We start from the raw sequence: 16,439 nt of genomic DNA on the forward strand, positions 1-16,439 counted from the left end.
ATAAGAAGTTCTTTTTCAAGTTTATATTATAACCATACTTCTTTTAAATACTTTCTTAAACTGAGAATATGCAGTTATTGCATCATTTATTTCAAGTTCAGGATATTCTTTTGCGGATATTTTTATTAGTACCTTATCCTTTTCTATTTCACAATATAAATCAGATACCACGCTGCTCATACTCTTATCAAGACTTTCGGCAATACGAAGAAGCACTGAAACTATCTTAATGATTTCAATATCACGCTCATCGATTAGAAGCTTATAGGTTTCAAAATCCTCATAGGATTTATTTTTCCTGTGAAATGAAGCTATATAGGCACTCATTACAAGTTCTCTATGGGTAAGCCCATTGACCTGAGAGTTGAGGATTACAAAAAAGGAATTTCTATGATGATTATAATAATTTATTATAATACCACTATCGTGAAGTATAGTCGATGCATCTATTATTTTATCAATATCCTCATGAATTTTATGGATTTCCTTTAAGTCCTCAAAAAGTCTTTTTGTAAGTTTTCTTACTTGGAACATATGAACCATATCAAGTCCCATATTTTTACCTGTATTTTCAAGGGAAAGTAGTAGGGGATTATCTATTATTATATTTTTATCTTTGAGAAAACTATAAAAAAGCCCTTCTCTTACCCCTTTACCGCTTATTATCAAACTGGTTGATTTTGTAAAGTCGATTATGGATTTTACAAGAGCAAGAGAGCCTATAAATATATCAGCTCTGTCTGAAGATAATCCAGGAAAGGATCTTTTATCAGATATCTCTAGATTTTTTATCTCTTTGTATATAAAATTAAATCCACTCAAGGGAACCTCATAGCCATGGATTATATCCAGTGGATATTTTCTCCTGAGCATATCTATTTTACCTATATTCCTAAGGGTTCCTCCGACTCCTATAAGAGGTAGGTTCTTAGCATTCTCAAGCCAAGGGATGCTCTTTAGATGATTTGATATAAACGAAAGAATTTTTTGTTCTTCGTTTTTAGAAAGGGGATCTTTTACATTAAACTGCTCAGCAAAATCTATAGAGCCTATTGGAATGCTAACGGATTCTTTTTTTAGTCTATTTTCCATCCATATAAGCTCAAAACTACCTCCACCAATATCAAGGATAAGAGCATCTTTTATACTGAGAGAGCTTGATACAGCAATAAAGTCAAGGTGAGCCTCTTCTTCCCCAGATATTACCTTCATATCTATTCCTGTTTCCGCTTTTATTCTATCAATAAGCTCAATTCCGTTTTGTGCTTTTCTAACTGCAGCTGTAGCTACTGCAAGTATTTTGGTTACATTTTGGGCATCGCACAGCCTCTTAAACATTCTCATCGTTTTAAGGGCAGCTTCTATCTTATGAGGTTTCAAGGTCATATTTTCTGTGAATCCATCACCTAGCCTTATGGATTCTTTATGCTCCTCCATTAGACGAAAAGACATATCGTGATTAACCTTAACCAGTATTAGTCTAACTGAATTGGAGCCCATATCTATTATGCCTATGTTATCTAACATTGAATACCCTCCTGATTATTTATTTTAAATCTTGGCAAATCATTATAAAATTATGGTTGGTTTTATTCTAAATTTATAATTACTTTATATTATATCAATAAAAAACCTATAAAAAAATAAAAGTAGAGATATATAGTAAAATTCCGAACTTATATGTAAAAAAAACATAAAATTATGAAATTATCCTCTTCCTCTGGGTATATAGTTGAAAACTAAGATTTAACATTTAAAAAGTAGAAGTAATGATATAATTTACCTATATGGAGGAATATATATGGCGGGAAAAGATAAACTTGTAGCTTCTATAGATGTTGGGTCAAATTCAATTAGAATGTTAATAGCGGAAATAGGCTCAAAAGGAAATATAAAAATTCTTGAAGAACTTAAAAAGAGCATAGATATAGGCAAGGATACATATAATACTGGAAAAGTGTCCCTAGAAACCATTAAGGATACGGTTAAAATATTAAAAAACTTTTCAAAATTACTTGATGAATATAATATAAAAAATTATAGAGCTGTTACAACTAGTGGTATAAGAGAGTCTAAAAACAAGGACTATGTTATTGAACAGATAAAGTCTGGAACTGGTCTTGATGTAGAGATAATAAACAATTCTCAAGAAAGACTTCTTACCTATAAGGCGATAAGAGAATATCTTCCGGAAGCCTCTCAAATGAGAAAGGAAGGGGTTCTTATTATAGATATAGGGTCTGGTGGGGTAGAGGTGACTTTATATAATGAAGGATATCTCTGCTTTACGGAATATGTAAAAATAGGATCTCAAAGACTTAAAGAAACACTAAGTGAAATAGAATCGGACACAATGGATTTTCCAAAGGTATTAGAAGATTATATAGAAAGTAAATCCTATCTAATAAAAGAAAATTTATTAAAATACAACGTATCAAACTTTATTGGTCTTGGAGGAGAGCTTTCTTCTATATATAAGGCTTGCAAGAAAACTGATGAAGAGAAAAGTATGAAAAAACTTTCTAAGGATAGTCTCAAAGAATTTTATAAGGAGGCAAGAAATCTATCGTCTGAGGAATTATCCGAAATTCTTGGAATCAATGAAAAACAAAGTGAAATGGTAGTTCCAACTCTTGCTATATCTCAAAAATTTATTGAAATGACTAAATCAAAGGATATATATGTCCCTAGAGCTTCTCTAAGACATGGGATACTAGCAGATATGGCAGACGAAGCATATGATACTCAAAGAAAAATAGACTTTATTGAAGATATTAGACATTCCATAGTAGATATAGCAATCAAATACAGGGTTGACTATCAGCACGTAGAGCATGTTAAGGATATGGCCCTTAAAATATTTGATAAAACAAAAAAAATACATTTTCTCTCAGAAAGAGATAGGCTTCTTATGGAGATAGCTTCATTGCTTCATGATATAGGAAAGTATGTTAATGTGAATAATTATCAAGTATATTCTTTTCATATAATTAAAGCTTTGGATATAATGGGAATTAGTGACAGAGAAATGGACATCATAGCTCATGTGGCTAAATTTCATGCAGACGAAGAGCCACAAGGCAGTAAAAGTTATGAAGTCCTAAGCTATGATAACAAAATAAGAATAAGCAAAATGGCTGCAATAGTTAAATTAGCAGATGCTTTAGATTTGAGCCATAAAAATAAAATAAAATCAATCGATGTAAAAATAAAAGGAAGTACTTTAACAATAACAGCAAGCTCCAATGAAGAAATACCACTTGAAAAATGGTATTTTCACAAAATATCAGATTTTTTTGAGGAAGTAATGGGGTATAAACCCATATTAAAACAAAAGGGGTTTTAATTTATGTCAGTAAAATATAAGTATTTTAACAGAGAACTAAGCTGGCTTGAATTTAATGATAGAGTGCTTGAAGAAGCCCAGGATTTAAAAAATCCTCTTTTTGAAAGATTAAAATTTATGTCCATATCTACCACAAACCTTGATGAATTTTTTATGGTTAGAGTGGCATCTTTAAATGATCAAATAATAGCAGGATATTCAAAAAAAGATTCTTCTGGAATGGATCCAAAGGAACAACTCGAAAAAATAATAAAAAGGGTTCATAGGATGGTTTCGGAACAATACAACACATATTTAAGATCAATAATTCCAGCTATGAAAAGAGAGGGGATAATTTTTAAAAAACCAAAGATGCTCAATGATATTCAAAGAGAGTATATAAAAAAATATTATCTAAATGAAATTTATCCAGTTCTTACTCCCATGATTGTAGACAAGTCTAGACCATTTCCTTTGATACTTAACAAAAGCTTAAATATAGGAGTACTTGTAAAAGATTCCTCAAGTGATAGCATTAATTTTGCTACAGTTCAAGTCCCTGGAGTTCTCAAAAGATTTATAAGAGTGCCATCTAAAGAATGTAAGGAATTTATTCTTTTAGAGGATGTTATAAAAATGAATCTTGAAAGTCTTTTTGTGGGGCATGAAATAATTGCAGCAGGATGTTATAGGATTACAAGAAATGCTGACCTCTCTATTGATGAAGAAGGGGCAGAGGATTTGCTAGAAGAGATAGAACAATCTATTAAAAAAAGAAGATGGGGAAACCCTGTAAGGCTAGAGTTTGAGAAGAAAATAAATCATAAGCTTCTTCAGTATATTATAGAAGAGAGCGGACCTTTCGAAGGTGGAATATATAAAAACGATGGACCTATAGATTTGGTTTTTTTGATGAAATTATACAGTATTGATGGATATAATCATCTTAAGTTTGAAAACAATATACCACTCCCAGCTATTCAGACAAAAAACAGAAACATATTTGAAGTTATAAAAGAGAAAGACATAATACTTCATCATCCTTTTGAAAGCTTTGATTCGGTAGTAGAATTTGTAGAATCGGCTTCGAAGGACCCAGATGTTCTTGCCATAAAACAGACTTTATACAGAGTAAGTGGAAATTCTCCAATAATAGCTGCTCTTACAAATGCAGCTGAAAATGGTAAGCAGGTTACTGTACTTGTAGAACTTAAAGCGAGGTTTGATGAAGAAAACAATATAATCTGGGCTAAAAGACTTGAAAAAGCTGGATGTCATGTAATATATGGACTTGTTGGACTAAAGACTCACTGCAAACTCCTTCTTGTGGTAAGAAGAGAGGAGGATGGAATAAAAAGGTATGTTCATATGGGCACTGGCAACTATAATGATGTAACTGCAAAGTTTTACACAGATACATCATTAATGACTTGCAATCCATATATGGGTGGAGATGCATCAGCTATATTTAATATGATATCCGGATTTAGTCAAATTTCAAAACTAGACAAGATGGATATAGCTCCAATTGGCCTGAGAACTAAATTTGAAAAACTTATAAAAGCAGAGATAAATCATGTAAAAGAAGGAAATAATGGGAAAATAATAGTAAAGATGAACTCTCTTGTAGATGATAGTCTTATAGCCTCATTATATGAAGCTTCTATGGCAGGAGTTGAGATAAGACTTATAGTTAGAGGGATATGCTGTTTGATTCCAGAAATAGAAGGGTTAAGTGAAAATATAGAAGTAAGAAGTATTGTGGGAAGATATCTTGAGCATTCAAGGATTTTTTATTTCTATAATGCAGGAAATCCAAAAGTTTTTATGTCAAGTGCAGATTGGATGCCTCGAAATCTGGATAGAAGAATAGAGCTACTATTTCCAATTGAAGATAAAGAAAACAAGATGAGAATAATAAATCTGCTTGAAATATACTTGAAAGATACTGAAAAAACTAGACTTATGAAATCAGATGGAAGTTATATAAGAGTTGATAAAAGAGGAAAAGAGACATTAAATGCTCAAGAATATTTTTATGATTATGTAAAAGAAAAAGTAAAAGCGATTAATCATCCAGAAATAATCGAGTTTAAGCCAAGAACTTCATATGAATAAAAACTGGAACCTGATTTGAAAATAATATATTCAAAAGTAAAGCAGGTAATATATATAATTAGATAAAAAAATCCCCGTATTTACGGGGATTTTTGATTTAAAGATATTACATTTTTTGTCTCGCAACATAGTGAGTATGAAGAAGTTCATGGGCTTTTTCTCCGTATGGCTCACCAAGATATTCTTCGTATAACTTTTTAATCATTGGGTTTTCATGTGATTTTCTTAGAGTCTTACTTCTATCTTCTGAATATATACCTTCAATTCTCTTTTTAAGAATATCAAGGTTTCCATGGTGATAAGGCTGTCCGCCACCACCAATACATCCTCCAGGACATGCCATGATTTCTATAGCATGATACTCAGCTTCTCCAGCTCTTATTTTTTCAAGAAGAGCTCTAGCGTTTCCAAGTCCATGAGTTACCGCAATCTTAATGTCTTGACCATTTATATTTACAGTAGCCTCTTTAGTTCCTTCTATACCTCTTAAAGCTTCAAATTCAACATTTTCAAGTGTCTCTTTTGTAAGCCATTCGTATGCTGTTCTAAGAGCAGCTTCTATTACTCCACCTGTAGCTCCAAATATTACAGAAGCTCCAGTTGATTCCCCAAGTGGATTGTCAAAGTCTTGATTTTCAAGGGTATTAAAGTCAATACCAGCTTCTCTAATCATTTGAGCAAGCTCTCTTGTAGTAATTACAAGATCTACGTCTTTAGTTCCACCATGACCAAGCTCAGGTCTTGCAGCCTCATATTTTTTAGCTACGCAAGGCATTACAGAAATAACTACCATTTTTTCTGGATCGATATCCATTTTTTGAGCTAAATATGTTTTAGCAACTGCTCCAAACATTTCGTGAGGAGATTTACAGCTTGATGGAATATCAAGCATATCGCTAAACTGGTGCTCAAAGAATTTCACCCATCCAGGACAGCAGCTTGTAAGTATAGGAAGTTTTCCACCATGCTCTAGTCTGTGGACAAATTCAGAAGCTTCTTCCATTATTGTAAGGTCAGCTGCAAAGTCTGTATCAAATACTTTGTCAAAACCTATGTTTTTAAGAGATGCGACCATTTTTCCAGTAACTACGCTTCCTGGGTCCATTCCAAACTCTTCGCCAAGGGCAACTCTTACTGCTGGTGCAGTTTGTACTACTACAACCTTATCTTCATCGTTTAGGGCATCCCAAACCTTAGATACGTTATTTACTTCTGTAAGGGCAGCTGTTGGACATACAGAAAGACACTGACCACAGAACGTACAGTTAGTTTCATGCATAGGCAAATCAAATGCAGCGCCAACTACAGTTTCGAATCCTCTTCCTACTCCAGAAAGTACATTAACTGTCTGTACTTCGTTACACATAGTTTCACATCTTCTGCAAAGTATACATTTGTCCATGTTTCTAACTATAGAATGACTGCTTTTGTCAATTGGATACTCTGACATTTCACCTTCAAACTTAATCTGTCTAACACCAAGGTCTGCAGCCAAAGTTTGAAGATCACAGTTTGTATTTCTTTCACAAATTAAGCAATCTTTTGGATGATCTGATAAAAGAAGCTCAACAACTGTTCTTCTAGCTTTAACAGATTTTTTTGTATCAGTCTTTATTTTCATTCCTTCAAATACTGGAGTAGCACAAGCAGGAGCAAGGGTATTTCTTCCTTCAACCTCTACTACACACACTCTACATGATGCTGCCTTGTTAACCATTTTTATATCATGAAGGTCAAGGTGGCATAAAGTAGGGATTTTTATATTAAGCATATTTGCAGCTTCAAGTATGGTAGAACCTGCTGGTACTTGAATTTCTTTTCCATTTATAATTACATTAACCATACCGTTATCACCCCTTCTTAACCTTTAGTAATTGCGTTTACAGGACAAGCGTCGAAACAAGCTCCACACTTGATACAAGCTTTTTGATCTATATAATGAACTTCTTTTACTTTTCCGCTTATGCAAGATACAGGACATACTCTTGCACACTTAGTACATCCGATACATTTTTCTGGAACTACAGTGTATTTAAGAAGTGACTGACATACTCCAGATGGACAAGTCTTGTCTTGAACGTGAGCAAGATACTCGTCATAGAAGAAATTCATAGTTGAAAGTACTGGATTTGGAGCAGTTTGTCCCAGTCCGCAAAGTGAAGTCATCTTTATAGTTTCTGCAAGATTCTTCATAGCATCCAGATCTTCAATTGTTGCTTTTCCTTCTGTTATTTTTGTCAGCATTTCATAAAGTCTCTTGTTTCCAACTCTACATGGAGTACATTTTCCACAAGACTCTTCCACTGTAAATTCAAGATAGAATTTAGCTATATCAACAATACAGTTATCTTCATCAATTACTATCATACCACCAGAACCCATCATTGAACCTATAGAGCTTAGTGATTCGTAGTCTATTGCAACATCAAGCTGGTCAGCAGTGATACATCCGCCAGATGGTCCTCCAGTTTGAACTGCTTTGAAGGCTTTTCCATCCTTGATACCGCCACCTATTTCATAGATGATTTCTCTAAGAGTGATTCCCATTGGAACCTCAACAAGTCCAACGTTATTAATTTTACCAGCAAGTGCGAAAACCTTAGTTCCTTTAGAAGTTTCACTTCCTATTTTGTTAAACCAAGAAGCGCCGTTTAAGATTATAGAAGGTACGTTTGCAAAAGTTTCAACGTTGTTTACTGATGTTGGTTTTTCCCAAAGTCCGCTCTCAGCAGGGAATGGAGGTTTTGTAGTTGGTTCTCCTCTGCTTCCTTCGATTGAGTGAATAAGAGCCGTTTCTTCTCCACATACGAAAGCTCCTGCTCCGTATTTGATTTCTATATCAAAGCTAAAGTCTGTACCCATTATATTTTTTCCAAGAAGGCCACTTTCTCTTGCTTGATTAAGAGCTGTCTTTAATCTGCTTATTGCAAGGGGATACTCAGCTCTAATATATACAAATCCTTTTTGTGCTCCTACAGCATATCCATTGATTGCCATAGCTTCTATTATGCTGTGCGGATCTCCCTCAAGGATTGATCTGTCCATGAATGCTCCTGGGTCTCCCTCGTCAGCATTACATACAACATATTTTACTTCGGACTTAGGTCTTCTTGTAAATTCCCATTTTAGTCCTGTTGGGAAGCCTCCGCCTCCTCTTCCTCTTAAGCCAGAAAGCTTTACTTCTTCTATAACTTCTTCTGGAGTCATTTCGCTGATACATCTTCCAAGAGCTTCATAACCTCTATTTGCTATGTACTCTTCTATAAGCTCTGGATTGATAAGTCCACAGTTTCTAAGAGCTATTCTTTCTTGTTTTTTATAAAACTCCATCTCATGCTGAGTATTTACTTTTTCTTTGATAGTTGGCTCTTCATAAAGAAGTCTCTCAAGCTTATGTCCATCTACAAGGTGAGATTTTACAAGCTCAGCAGCATCATCAGGAGTTACTTCCACATAAAATACATCTTCTGGGAAAACTTTAACAATAGGGCCTTTTTCGCAAAAGCCAAAACATCCTGTAATAGAAGCTTTTACCTTGTCAGAAAGGCCATGCTTTTCTATTTCAGAATTTAAATTTTCTAGAAGCAGATTACTTTGAGAGGATACACATCCTGTACCTCCGCATATAAGAAGCTCCTTATATTCACTGCTTTCCATACTTTCTTTTCTTAAATTAAGTATAGGCATAAGCTCGCTTTGCTTATCCATCAAAGTTTTAAAAGAATCAATTCTATTCATTAATAGGCCTCCCTTCTATTCTGAGTATTTAGAAATTATTTTAGGAATGTCTTCAACTTTAACTTTTCCATAAACCTCGTCGTTAACCATAACTACTGGTGCAAGGCCACAGGCTCCTACACATCTTAGACATTCTATTGTGTAAAGTTTATTTTCTGTAGTTTCTCCAGTTTTAATATTAAGGGTTTTTTCAAGCTCCTTAACTATAGCATCAGCTTTTCTTACGAAGCATGCAGTTCCAGTACATACGCTAAATACATACTTTCCTTTAGGCTCTGTAGTGAAGTATGAGTAAAAGCTTACGACGCCATAAATTTTAGAAGCAGGTACATTAAGTTTCTCACCTATAAATAGCTGAACATCCTTAGGAATGTATCCAAAAATGTTTTGCGCTCTGTGAAGAACTTCAATAAGTGCTGTTTCTTTCGACTCAAGGGAGTCAATATAGCTTTCTAGTTCTTGGTATAATTCTTTGCTTAAGGCAGTATCTTGCATGGTATCCCTCCTTGCTAAATATTAAACAAACATTGTCTACATTAAATATAACAGAATTTTGAGTAATACAAAACACCCTTTTGAATATTGGTTAAATATTCATTTTTGCTTGAATAGAGCAGTGAAAATTGTTTATAAATTAACATATTTTGTTTATTTATGCACAAAAAGATAAGAATGATTCTCACTTTCTACATAAAGAATGAAACTGGTCAAAATATTGAAAAATCACAAAACAAATAATATTCAGACAACTTAAAATTAAGTTATATCCCCTCTAGATGAAAGAGGGGATTATGCAACTTTATTCCATAGTAGCTGGAGTGTATATTCTTTGTGCAAGTTTTGAATCCAGCATAAAAAGACCTGATGGATTGGACTTAATCATTTTTACTTTTTCTAAAAGATCAGTCGCAACTTCCTCTTCTTCATCCTGTTCTTTAATAAACCACTGAAGGAAGGCTTGGGCAGAGTAGTCTTTATCTTCCATTGCAATATCCATTAGATTATTAATAGATGCTGTAACCTTTTGCTCATGAGCTAAAGTTTGCTCAAAGACATCAACCTCATCTTTGAATATGTTATTTGGTTTAGAGATATCTAGAAGCTCAACTTCTCCTCCTATACTATAGATGTAGTTAAACATTAAGTAGGCATGATCTCTTTCCTCCATTGCTTGAATATGGAAAAAATTTGCAAAGCCATCAAGGTTATTTTTTTTGAAATGAGCCTCCATAGCAATATAAGCATATGAAGATTCAAACTCAAGCTTTATTTGTTCGTTTAATGCTTTAATTAATCTTTCGCTTCTCATTAAAAATCATTCCTTCCCAAATAATGTTGTATTTTTATTACAACTACATTATAACCATTGGAAACAGTTTATAGCAAGGTTAAAGATTTACTTAAAACGGTAAGATTTCTTAATGTATAATTCAAATCAAATTGAACCTAGACTTTTGTTATAGTATAATGAAAGGTATTGTAAATGAGAGAACTGAATTTTAAATTATAAATTAGGATGTGATTTAATGCTTCTGTTAGCAGATAAATGGAATGATTATGAAATAATTGATGCAGGAGAAGGGGAAAAGCTTGAAAGATGGAAGGATATAATACTTAGAAGACCTGACCCTCAGGCTATTTGGCCATGTGAGAATGAAAACAAAGAGTGGAAGGATGTTCATGGTCACTATCACAGAAGTAGCAAAGGTGGAGGTCAGTGGGAATTTAAGAAAAAAGTTCCGGACAGATGGACTATATCCTATAAAGAACTGAAATTTTATGTAAAACCCACGGGTTTTAAGCATACTGGGTTATTTCCTGAGCAGGCGGCCAACTGGGAATGGATAATAGAAAAAATAAAAAATGCAGGTAGACCTGTAAAGGTATTAAATCTCTTTGCGTATACCGGGGGCGCTACCTGCGCTGCTTCTTATGCTGGAGCAAGTGAAGTTTGTCATGTAGATGCGTCAAAGGGAATGGTATCTTGGGCAAAAGAAAATGCAGAGCTTAGCAATCTTACAAATAATAAAATAAGATTTATTGTTGATGATGTATTTAAATTTGTTCAAAGGGAAATAAGAAGAGGAAACAAATACGATGCTATAATTATGGACCCTCCTTCATATGGAAGAGGACCAAATGGAGAAATATGGAAGCTTGAAGAGGAGCTGCCAAGACTTATTGAGGTTACTAAGGATGTTCTTAGTGATGATCCTCTTTTTGTACTCTTAAATTCTTATACAACAGGACTTTCTCCAACTGCCATAGAAAATATGATGAAGCTTATAATTCAAAAGGAAAAAGGCGGAGAAGTTTATAGTGGAGAAATAGGCATTCCTGTAAAAAAAGATTCACTTGTCCTTCCATGTGGGATTTATGGAAGATGGGAGAAATAAAATGAAGATAGATGTAATATACGAAGACAACCATATAATAGTAGCAAACAAACCTTTTTCGATTCCTACCCAAGAAGATGAATCTAAAGATATGGACATGCTCAGAATTATAAAGGGATATATAAAAGAAAAGTACAATAAGCCTGGAGAGGTTTTTATAGGACTCCTTCATAGATTAGATAGGGTTTCAGGAGGAGTGATGGTATTTGCTAGGACTTCAAAGGCAGCTTCGAGATTGTCAGAGCAGATTAGAAAAAAGAAAGTTTCAAAGACTTATTTGACAGTAGTCGAAGGAATACTGGAGTCAAAGGATGGGGAAATGATTGATTACCTCCTGAAAGATAAAGAAAAAAACAAGGTGAAATCTGTAGATTCACAAACTAAAAATTCAAAAGAGGCAATTTTACAGTACAAGGTACTAGATGAAAAGGATAACATGTCCCTTGTGGAAGTAAACTTGATTACCGGTAGATCTCATCAAATCAGGGTACAGTTTTCAAGTCGAGGCTTTCCTATTTTAGGGGATATGAAATACGGCTCTAAAAATCCTAGAGAAAAATCTATAGCACTTTGGTCGAATTCATTATCCTTTGAACACCCGACCTTAAAAGAGACTATGAAGTTTGAGTCAAATCCTCCAAAGGAATATCCATGGAACTTGTTTTAAGTAAAGTCTACTATTAGAAAAATTTTAGCATAAAAGTATTTTCATTAAAAAACTGCTTAGTATTAAATCCTTTTCAGGTATTATACCAAGCAGTTTTTATTATTTGATAAATAAAAAATAAGCCATAAAAACTACAGATAAAATCATTCTGTAATAACCAAAGATTTTGAAATCGTGCTTTTTAATATAGTCAAGAAACACCCTAATTACTATAAGGGATACTATAAAGGAAAGGACGCTTCCAAATGCAAGCAAGAACCACTCCCATGAAGTAAATACAAGACCGTTTTTATAAAGCCTAAGAAATGTCGCACCAAACATAGTAGGGATTGCAAGAAAAAAAGAAAATTCTGCGGCAGCCACTCTTGAAGCACCAACAAGCATTCCACCTATAATAGTTGCAGCGGATCTCGAAGTACCAGGGACCATAGCAAGGCACTGCACAAGACCAATTGTAAAAGCTGTCCTATATGTAATATCATAAACAGTATTAAATTTTGCAGGTTTTTCTCTTTTTTCTATAAGTACGATTACGAGACCCCAAATAAATAAGGCAAGGGCAACTACTGTTACATTGAAGAGATATTCATCTATAATATCATCAAATAAAAGTCCAAGCACCATGGCAGGTAAAACCCCTACAATAACCTTTTTCCATACGTTAAAGGTCATCTGCCTTTCTGTTTTGCCCTTTTTTTTGTCAAATGGATTCAACTTTTCAAAATAAAGAACTACTACAGCCATTATAGCACCTAGCTGAATGATTACATTGAAGTTGTTTGCAAAAGATGCAGGCTCTAGAGCTACAAACTCATTTGCAAGAATAAGGTGTCCGGTACTACTGACAGGTACAAACTCAGTAACTCCTTCAACTATACTAAGTATTATCACTTTAATTATGTCCATCATAAAAAATGTCCTCCTAAAAATTTGTTTTGTTATCCTTAATAGTAAAACATAAGATTCATTTATGTTCAAGATAAAAAGCAGACTAAAAATTAAGTCTGCTCCTTAAAATTTCTAAGTTCTATTTTTCGGTGCTTTTAAATTTTTTTTGGAAATATATACAGTGCTCAGGAGCAAGGCATTCCCAAAGATTTTCTCCTTTTGAAGCCGTTAGATAGTCTTTATCTATATTTCCGTCTATCATCTCTATTACTCTATCGGATTTTGAAGCAAGATGCCTGTCATGAGTAACTACTATAAAAGTCGTGCCCATATCTTTATTTATTGTCCTCAGAAGCTCATAAACTTGATCTGTAGATTCTGTATCAAGATTTCCTGTAGGTTCATCTGCTAAAACAAGAGCAGGATTATTAATCAGGGATCTTGCGATTGCAACTCTTTGCTGCTGACCTCCTGATAAATCTGTTGACTTGTTGTTCATTCTCTCCTTTAATCCTACAATTTCAAGGAGTTCTTTAGCTCTATCCATCAACTTAGAAGTTGGGGACTTATATTTTATCCATGTAGGAATCAAAACATTTTCAAGTGCTGTGAACTCTGGAAGGAGATGATGAAACTGAAATATAAATCCAAGGTTAATATTTCTAAATTCAGCAAGTTCCTTGTCATTCATTAATGTCAAATCCTTTCCTCTAAAAAGTATCTTCCCGGAGGAGGCATTATCTAAGGTTCCAAGGATATTAAGGAGTGTGGTTTTTCCAGAACCTGAAGGCCCTATGATGCTTACAAATTCCTTATAGTCTATATCTAGGTTGACTCCATGAAGAACCTTTGTTTGTATTTTTGTTCCATATATTTTCACAAGGTTCTCAGTTTTTAGAAGCTTATCATCCATTTCTAATCACCTCCATAGGGTTGAGGGATGATGATTTTTTTGCAGGGATAAAAGATGATATTATACCTGCCATTGTAGAGACTATGATTACTAAAACTATATTTTCTCTTTCGATTGTTAGAGGGAAAAGAGGTCCCGAAATAGTTTGAGTTCCTATTAAAAAACCTTGAATCAATCCAAACCCTAAAATAACTCCAGTAACGCCTCCTAAAAGCCCTAACAATCCACCCTGTAAAAGAAAAATTCTACTTGCAGAATTACTTGTAGTACCCATAGCTTTTAGTATTCCTATTTGCTTTGACTTTTGAACTACTGATACTGCAAGAACACTTGATATTCCAAGAGCTATTGCAAGGAGTACAAAAGCTTGTATAGTCAAAGAAGAGCTTGACTGACTAGTTAAAGCAGTAAGGAGCTGGGCATTTTGCTCTTTCCAGTTCTCGGTTTCAACAGATGGATATATTTCTTGAATTCTTTTTGCTATAATATCTGCTTCAAATGGCTCATCTACTTGGATTTCCAAGGAATTTATATTTCCGCCAAGATTATATAGCCTCTGAGCTCTACTTAGCTCCATAAAAATCCATGATGAGTTTAGGTTTTCTGTCTCAAGGTCAAATATACCTCCCACTATAAAGTTTTGCACTTCTCCTTGGGGGAGTGTGATTTGGAGGATATCATCTATCTTGTAATCAAATTCCTCGGCTAAAGATTTTCCTATTAAAATATAATTTGCATCTAAAAATGATGTTCCAGAAACTAGCCTACTACTTATATTGTAAATTTGGTCTGCGAGCTCAAGGTTTATACCTTTCACTATAATAGAAGAATTTCTATTTCCCTTTCTTAAAAAACCATTTCCGCTTATAGAAGGGGAGATAGACTCAATGGAGCTTATTGACCCAATTGCAGACATTACATCTTCATAATTTTCAAGTTCTTCATTTTTTTTAGGAGTATTTATAAAAGCTGTACTTGAAAGGTTTTCAAAGCTCTGCTCCTTTCCTTTTACTGTGATTTGGGGTGAGTTTCCTATAGTAGAATTTACGAGATCGTCTTGAAGTCCACCTATAAGAGAGCTTAAAAAAACCTGAACAGCAACTCCAACGGCTATCCCCAAAAGTATAAAAAGGGTTTGAGCTTTTCCGTCCCTTAAAAATCTAATTGCTATCTTCCATTCATATAGCATTACGGCTCACCCTTAATTTTTATTTTATCATTTTCATTTATTTCCTGGGGATCAAGCACCATTGTAGAGCTTGAAATATTCCCAGATATGATTCGCTTGGCCCCAGTACCCCTAGCAGTTATTTCCAGTTTTTTAGCTATCCCTTCCTCCTCCGTTAATATATAGGTTTTTCCATCTTCAGCTAATATATATGATGCATTTAGGACTAAAGCATCTTTATTTTCATTAATGACTAACTCAACAGTAACGCTAAGGTCTATTAAAAACAAATCTAGAGATTCGGGTGGGATAGCAACTTCTATAGGAACTGTACCAGTTTCCTTATCGACTAAGTTGGATATTTTTGTAACATAAGACTCCACAGCTATATCTGGGTTTGAGGAGGGATATATATATGCTTTTTGTCCCAAAGAAATTTTTGTTATATTTTTTTCGTCCACTTCAACATAAGCATATTTTTCGCTTATATCTGCAATTTCAAATATGGTCTGCCCTGTCTGGACAACCTCTCCAGCTGAAGAATTGAGTTTGACTACAGTCCCTGATATTGGAGAGATTATAGTATATTTACTATAATCTGAACGTGCAGACTGAAGGCTTGCCCTGCTTTGAGATACAGAGCTAAGAGCTTTCTTTGCCTCTGTTCCGTTTTGAGAAAGAGATAACTCAGTTATTTTTGCACTTTCCAATCTTTTTTCTAAAATAGCAAATTGGTCTTCTAATTTTGTAAACTCAACTTCAGGGATAGCTCCTTCCTTTAAAAGGATTTCATATCTGTCTTTTTCCCTTTTGAGATTTTCAAGCTCAAGCTCTAGTCTTAATCTCTCTTTTTCTGCAAGATCATAATTTGTTGATACGATACTTTCATAACTTGCATTTGCAGAATTTATCGAAGCGTTTATTTCTCTGATTCTATTATCCACAGAACTTGAGTCTAAAGATGCAAGGGCTTGTCCTCTATTTACATAATCCCCTTCTCTAATATTTATTCTAGTTATCTTTGCTGATACCTCGGGAGATAATATTACATAATCCTTAGGGATTACTCTACCGCTGCCAAGTACAGTCTCATTGAAATCCTCTTTAGATGGATTAATATAAGAGACCTCCACAGGTCTATTTAAAAATGAATAGCCTAAATATCCGGCCCCAATCAAAATCACAAAAACTAAAATATATTTCAAGACTTTCTTATAATTCATAAC

At 34.0% G+C, this 16,439-nt stretch carries 13 protein-coding genes; 4 read left to right on the plus strand and 9 right to left on the minus strand.

From position 1 onward, the window contains the following. Positions 1-21: 21 nt before the first annotated feature. Positions 22-1,527, minus strand: coding sequence for a Ppx/GppA phosphatase family protein (locus tag J2Z35_RS00185; RefSeq protein WP_209658120.1), 1,506 nt, complete (start codon positions 1,525-1,527; stop codon positions 22-24). Positions 1,528-1,801: 274 nt separating this feature from the next. On the opposite strand from J2Z35_RS00185, the gene J2Z35_RS00190 reads away from it, so the two are divergent. Together J2Z35_RS00190 and J2Z35_RS00195 are read left to right on the plus strand one after the other, a co-directional pair. Next, positions 1,802-3,346, plus strand: coding sequence for a Ppx/GppA phosphatase family protein (locus J2Z35_RS00190; protein WP_209658122.1), 1,545 nt, complete (start codon positions 1,802-1,804; stop codon positions 3,344-3,346). A 3-nt stretch (positions 3,347-3,349) separates the two neighbouring features. Next, positions 3,350-5,443: an RNA degradosome polyphosphate kinase gene (locus J2Z35_RS00195; protein WP_209658124.1), complete on the plus strand. Its 2,094-nt coding sequence runs from the start codon at positions 3,350-3,352 to the stop codon at positions 5,441-5,443. Between the two features lie 106 nt (positions 5,444-5,549). On the opposite strand, the gene J2Z35_RS00200 is transcribed toward J2Z35_RS00195, so the two are convergent. From J2Z35_RS00200 to J2Z35_RS00215, 4 genes are all read right to left on the minus strand, one after another. Next, complete coding sequence (locus J2Z35_RS00200) at positions 5,550-7,286, minus strand: NADH-dependent [FeFe] hydrogenase, group A6 (protein ID WP_209658126.1); 1,737 nt, start codon at positions 7,284-7,286, stop codon at positions 5,550-5,552. A 17-nt stretch (positions 7,287-7,303) separates the two neighbouring features. Next, entirely contained in the window at positions 7,304-9,181 is a 1,878-nt protein-coding gene (gene nuoF, locus J2Z35_RS00205; protein WP_209658128.1) for an NADH-quinone oxidoreductase subunit NuoF, read from the minus strand. 15 nt (positions 9,182-9,196) lie between these two features. Continuing rightward, positions 9,197-9,676, minus strand: coding sequence for an NADH-quinone oxidoreductase subunit NuoE (nuoE, locus tag J2Z35_RS00210; RefSeq protein ID WP_209658130.1), 480 nt, complete (start codon positions 9,674-9,676; stop codon positions 9,197-9,199). A 304-nt stretch (positions 9,677-9,980) separates the two neighbouring features. Further along, positions 9,981-10,490, minus strand: coding sequence for a ferritin (locus tag J2Z35_RS00215; RefSeq protein WP_209658132.1), 510 nt, complete (start codon positions 10,488-10,490; stop codon positions 9,981-9,983). Between the two features lie 217 nt (positions 10,491-10,707). Between J2Z35_RS00215 and J2Z35_RS00220 the strand changes: the two genes are divergently transcribed. Together J2Z35_RS00220 and J2Z35_RS00225 are read left to right on the plus strand one after the other, a co-directional pair. Then, positions 10,708-11,577, plus strand: coding sequence for a class I SAM-dependent methyltransferase (locus J2Z35_RS00220; protein WP_209658134.1), 870 nt, complete (start codon positions 10,708-10,710; stop codon positions 11,575-11,577). A 1-nt stretch (position 11,578) separates the two neighbouring features. Beyond that, positions 11,579-12,244 (plus strand): RluA family pseudouridine synthase, encoded by a 666-nt coding sequence (locus J2Z35_RS00225; protein WP_209658137.1) that lies wholly within the window; start codon positions 11,579-11,581, stop codon positions 12,242-12,244. Positions 12,245-12,343: 99 nt separating this feature from the next. Here the strand turns inward: J2Z35_RS00225 and J2Z35_RS00230 are convergent, their stop codons facing one another. The 4 genes from J2Z35_RS00230 to J2Z35_RS00245 all read right to left on the minus strand — a co-directional run bounded on the left by J2Z35_RS00230 (position 12,344) and on the right by J2Z35_RS00245 (position 16,436). Further along, a complete protein-coding gene (locus J2Z35_RS00230; protein ID WP_209658139.1) occupies positions 12,344-13,153 on the minus strand; it encodes an undecaprenyl-diphosphate phosphatase in 810 nt (269 codons plus the stop codon). Between the two features lie 118 nt (positions 13,154-13,271). After that, entirely contained in the window at positions 13,272-14,045 is a 774-nt protein-coding gene (locus J2Z35_RS00235; protein WP_209658141.1) for an ABC transporter ATP-binding protein, read from the minus strand. Continuing rightward, positions 14,038-15,234 carry an ABC transporter permease gene (locus J2Z35_RS00240; protein WP_209658143.1) on the minus strand — a complete coding sequence of 399 codons (1,197 nt, stop codon included), beginning with the start codon at positions 15,232-15,234 and terminating at the stop codon, positions 14,038-14,040. The genes J2Z35_RS00235 and J2Z35_RS00240 overlap by 8 nt, the downstream gene beginning before the upstream one ends. Then, positions 15,234-16,436, minus strand: a complete 1,203-nt coding sequence (locus J2Z35_RS00245) for an efflux RND transporter periplasmic adaptor subunit (protein WP_209658145.1) — start codon at positions 16,434-16,436, stop codon at positions 15,234-15,236. Before J2Z35_RS00245 ends, J2Z35_RS00240 begins: the two co-directional genes overlap by 1 nt. Positions 16,437-16,439: the final 3 nt, after the last annotated feature.

This window comes from Acetoanaerobium pronyense (assembly GCF_017874355.1).
Classification (GTDB): Bacteria; Bacillota; Clostridia; order Peptostreptococcales; family Filifactoraceae; genus Acetoanaerobium; species Acetoanaerobium pronyense.

Bases quoted from the DNA above. Each gene is read 5' to 3' on its own strand.
- J2Z35_RS00185 (WP_209658120.1), bottom strand. From the start codon at position 1,527: ATGTTAGATAACATAGGCATAATAGATATGGGCTCCAATTCAGTTAGA.
- J2Z35_RS00190 (WP_209658122.1), top strand. From the start codon at position 1,802: ATGGCGGGAAAAGATAAACTTGTAGCTTCTATAGATGTTGGGTCAAAT.
- J2Z35_RS00195 (WP_209658124.1), top strand. From the start codon at position 3,350: ATGTCAGTAAAATATAAGTATTTTAACAGAGAACTAAGCTGGCTTGAA.
- J2Z35_RS00200 (WP_209658126.1), bottom strand. From the start codon at position 7,286: ATGGTTAATGTAATTATAAATGGAAAAGAAATTCAAGTACCAGCAGGT.
- nuoF (WP_209658128.1), bottom strand. From the start codon at position 9,181: ATGAATAGAATTGATTCTTTTAAAACTTTGATGGATAAGCAAAGCGAG.
- nuoE (WP_209658130.1), bottom strand. From the start codon at position 9,676: ATGCAAGATACTGCCTTAAGCAAAGAATTATACCAAGAACTAGAAAGC.
- J2Z35_RS00215 (WP_209658132.1), bottom strand. From the start codon at position 10,490: ATGAGAAGCGAAAGATTAATTAAAGCATTAAACGAACAAATAAAGCTT.
- J2Z35_RS00220 (WP_209658134.1), top strand. From the start codon at position 10,708: ATGCTTCTGTTAGCAGATAAATGGAATGATTATGAAATAATTGATGCA.
- J2Z35_RS00225 (WP_209658137.1), top strand. From the start codon at position 11,579: ATGAAGATAGATGTAATATACGAAGACAACCATATAATAGTAGCAAAC.
- J2Z35_RS00230 (WP_209658139.1), bottom strand. From the start codon at position 13,153: ATGATGGACATAATTAAAGTGATAATACTTAGTATAGTTGAAGGAGTT.
- J2Z35_RS00235 (WP_209658141.1), bottom strand. From the start codon at position 14,045: ATGGATGATAAGCTTCTAAAAACTGAGAACCTTGTGAAAATATATGGA.
- J2Z35_RS00240 (WP_209658143.1), bottom strand. From the start codon at position 15,234: ATGCTATATGAATGGAAGATAGCAATTAGATTTTTAAGGGACGGAAAA.
- J2Z35_RS00245 (WP_209658145.1), bottom strand. From the start codon at position 16,436: ATGAATTATAAGAAAGTCTTGAAATATATTTTAGTTTTTGTGATTTTG.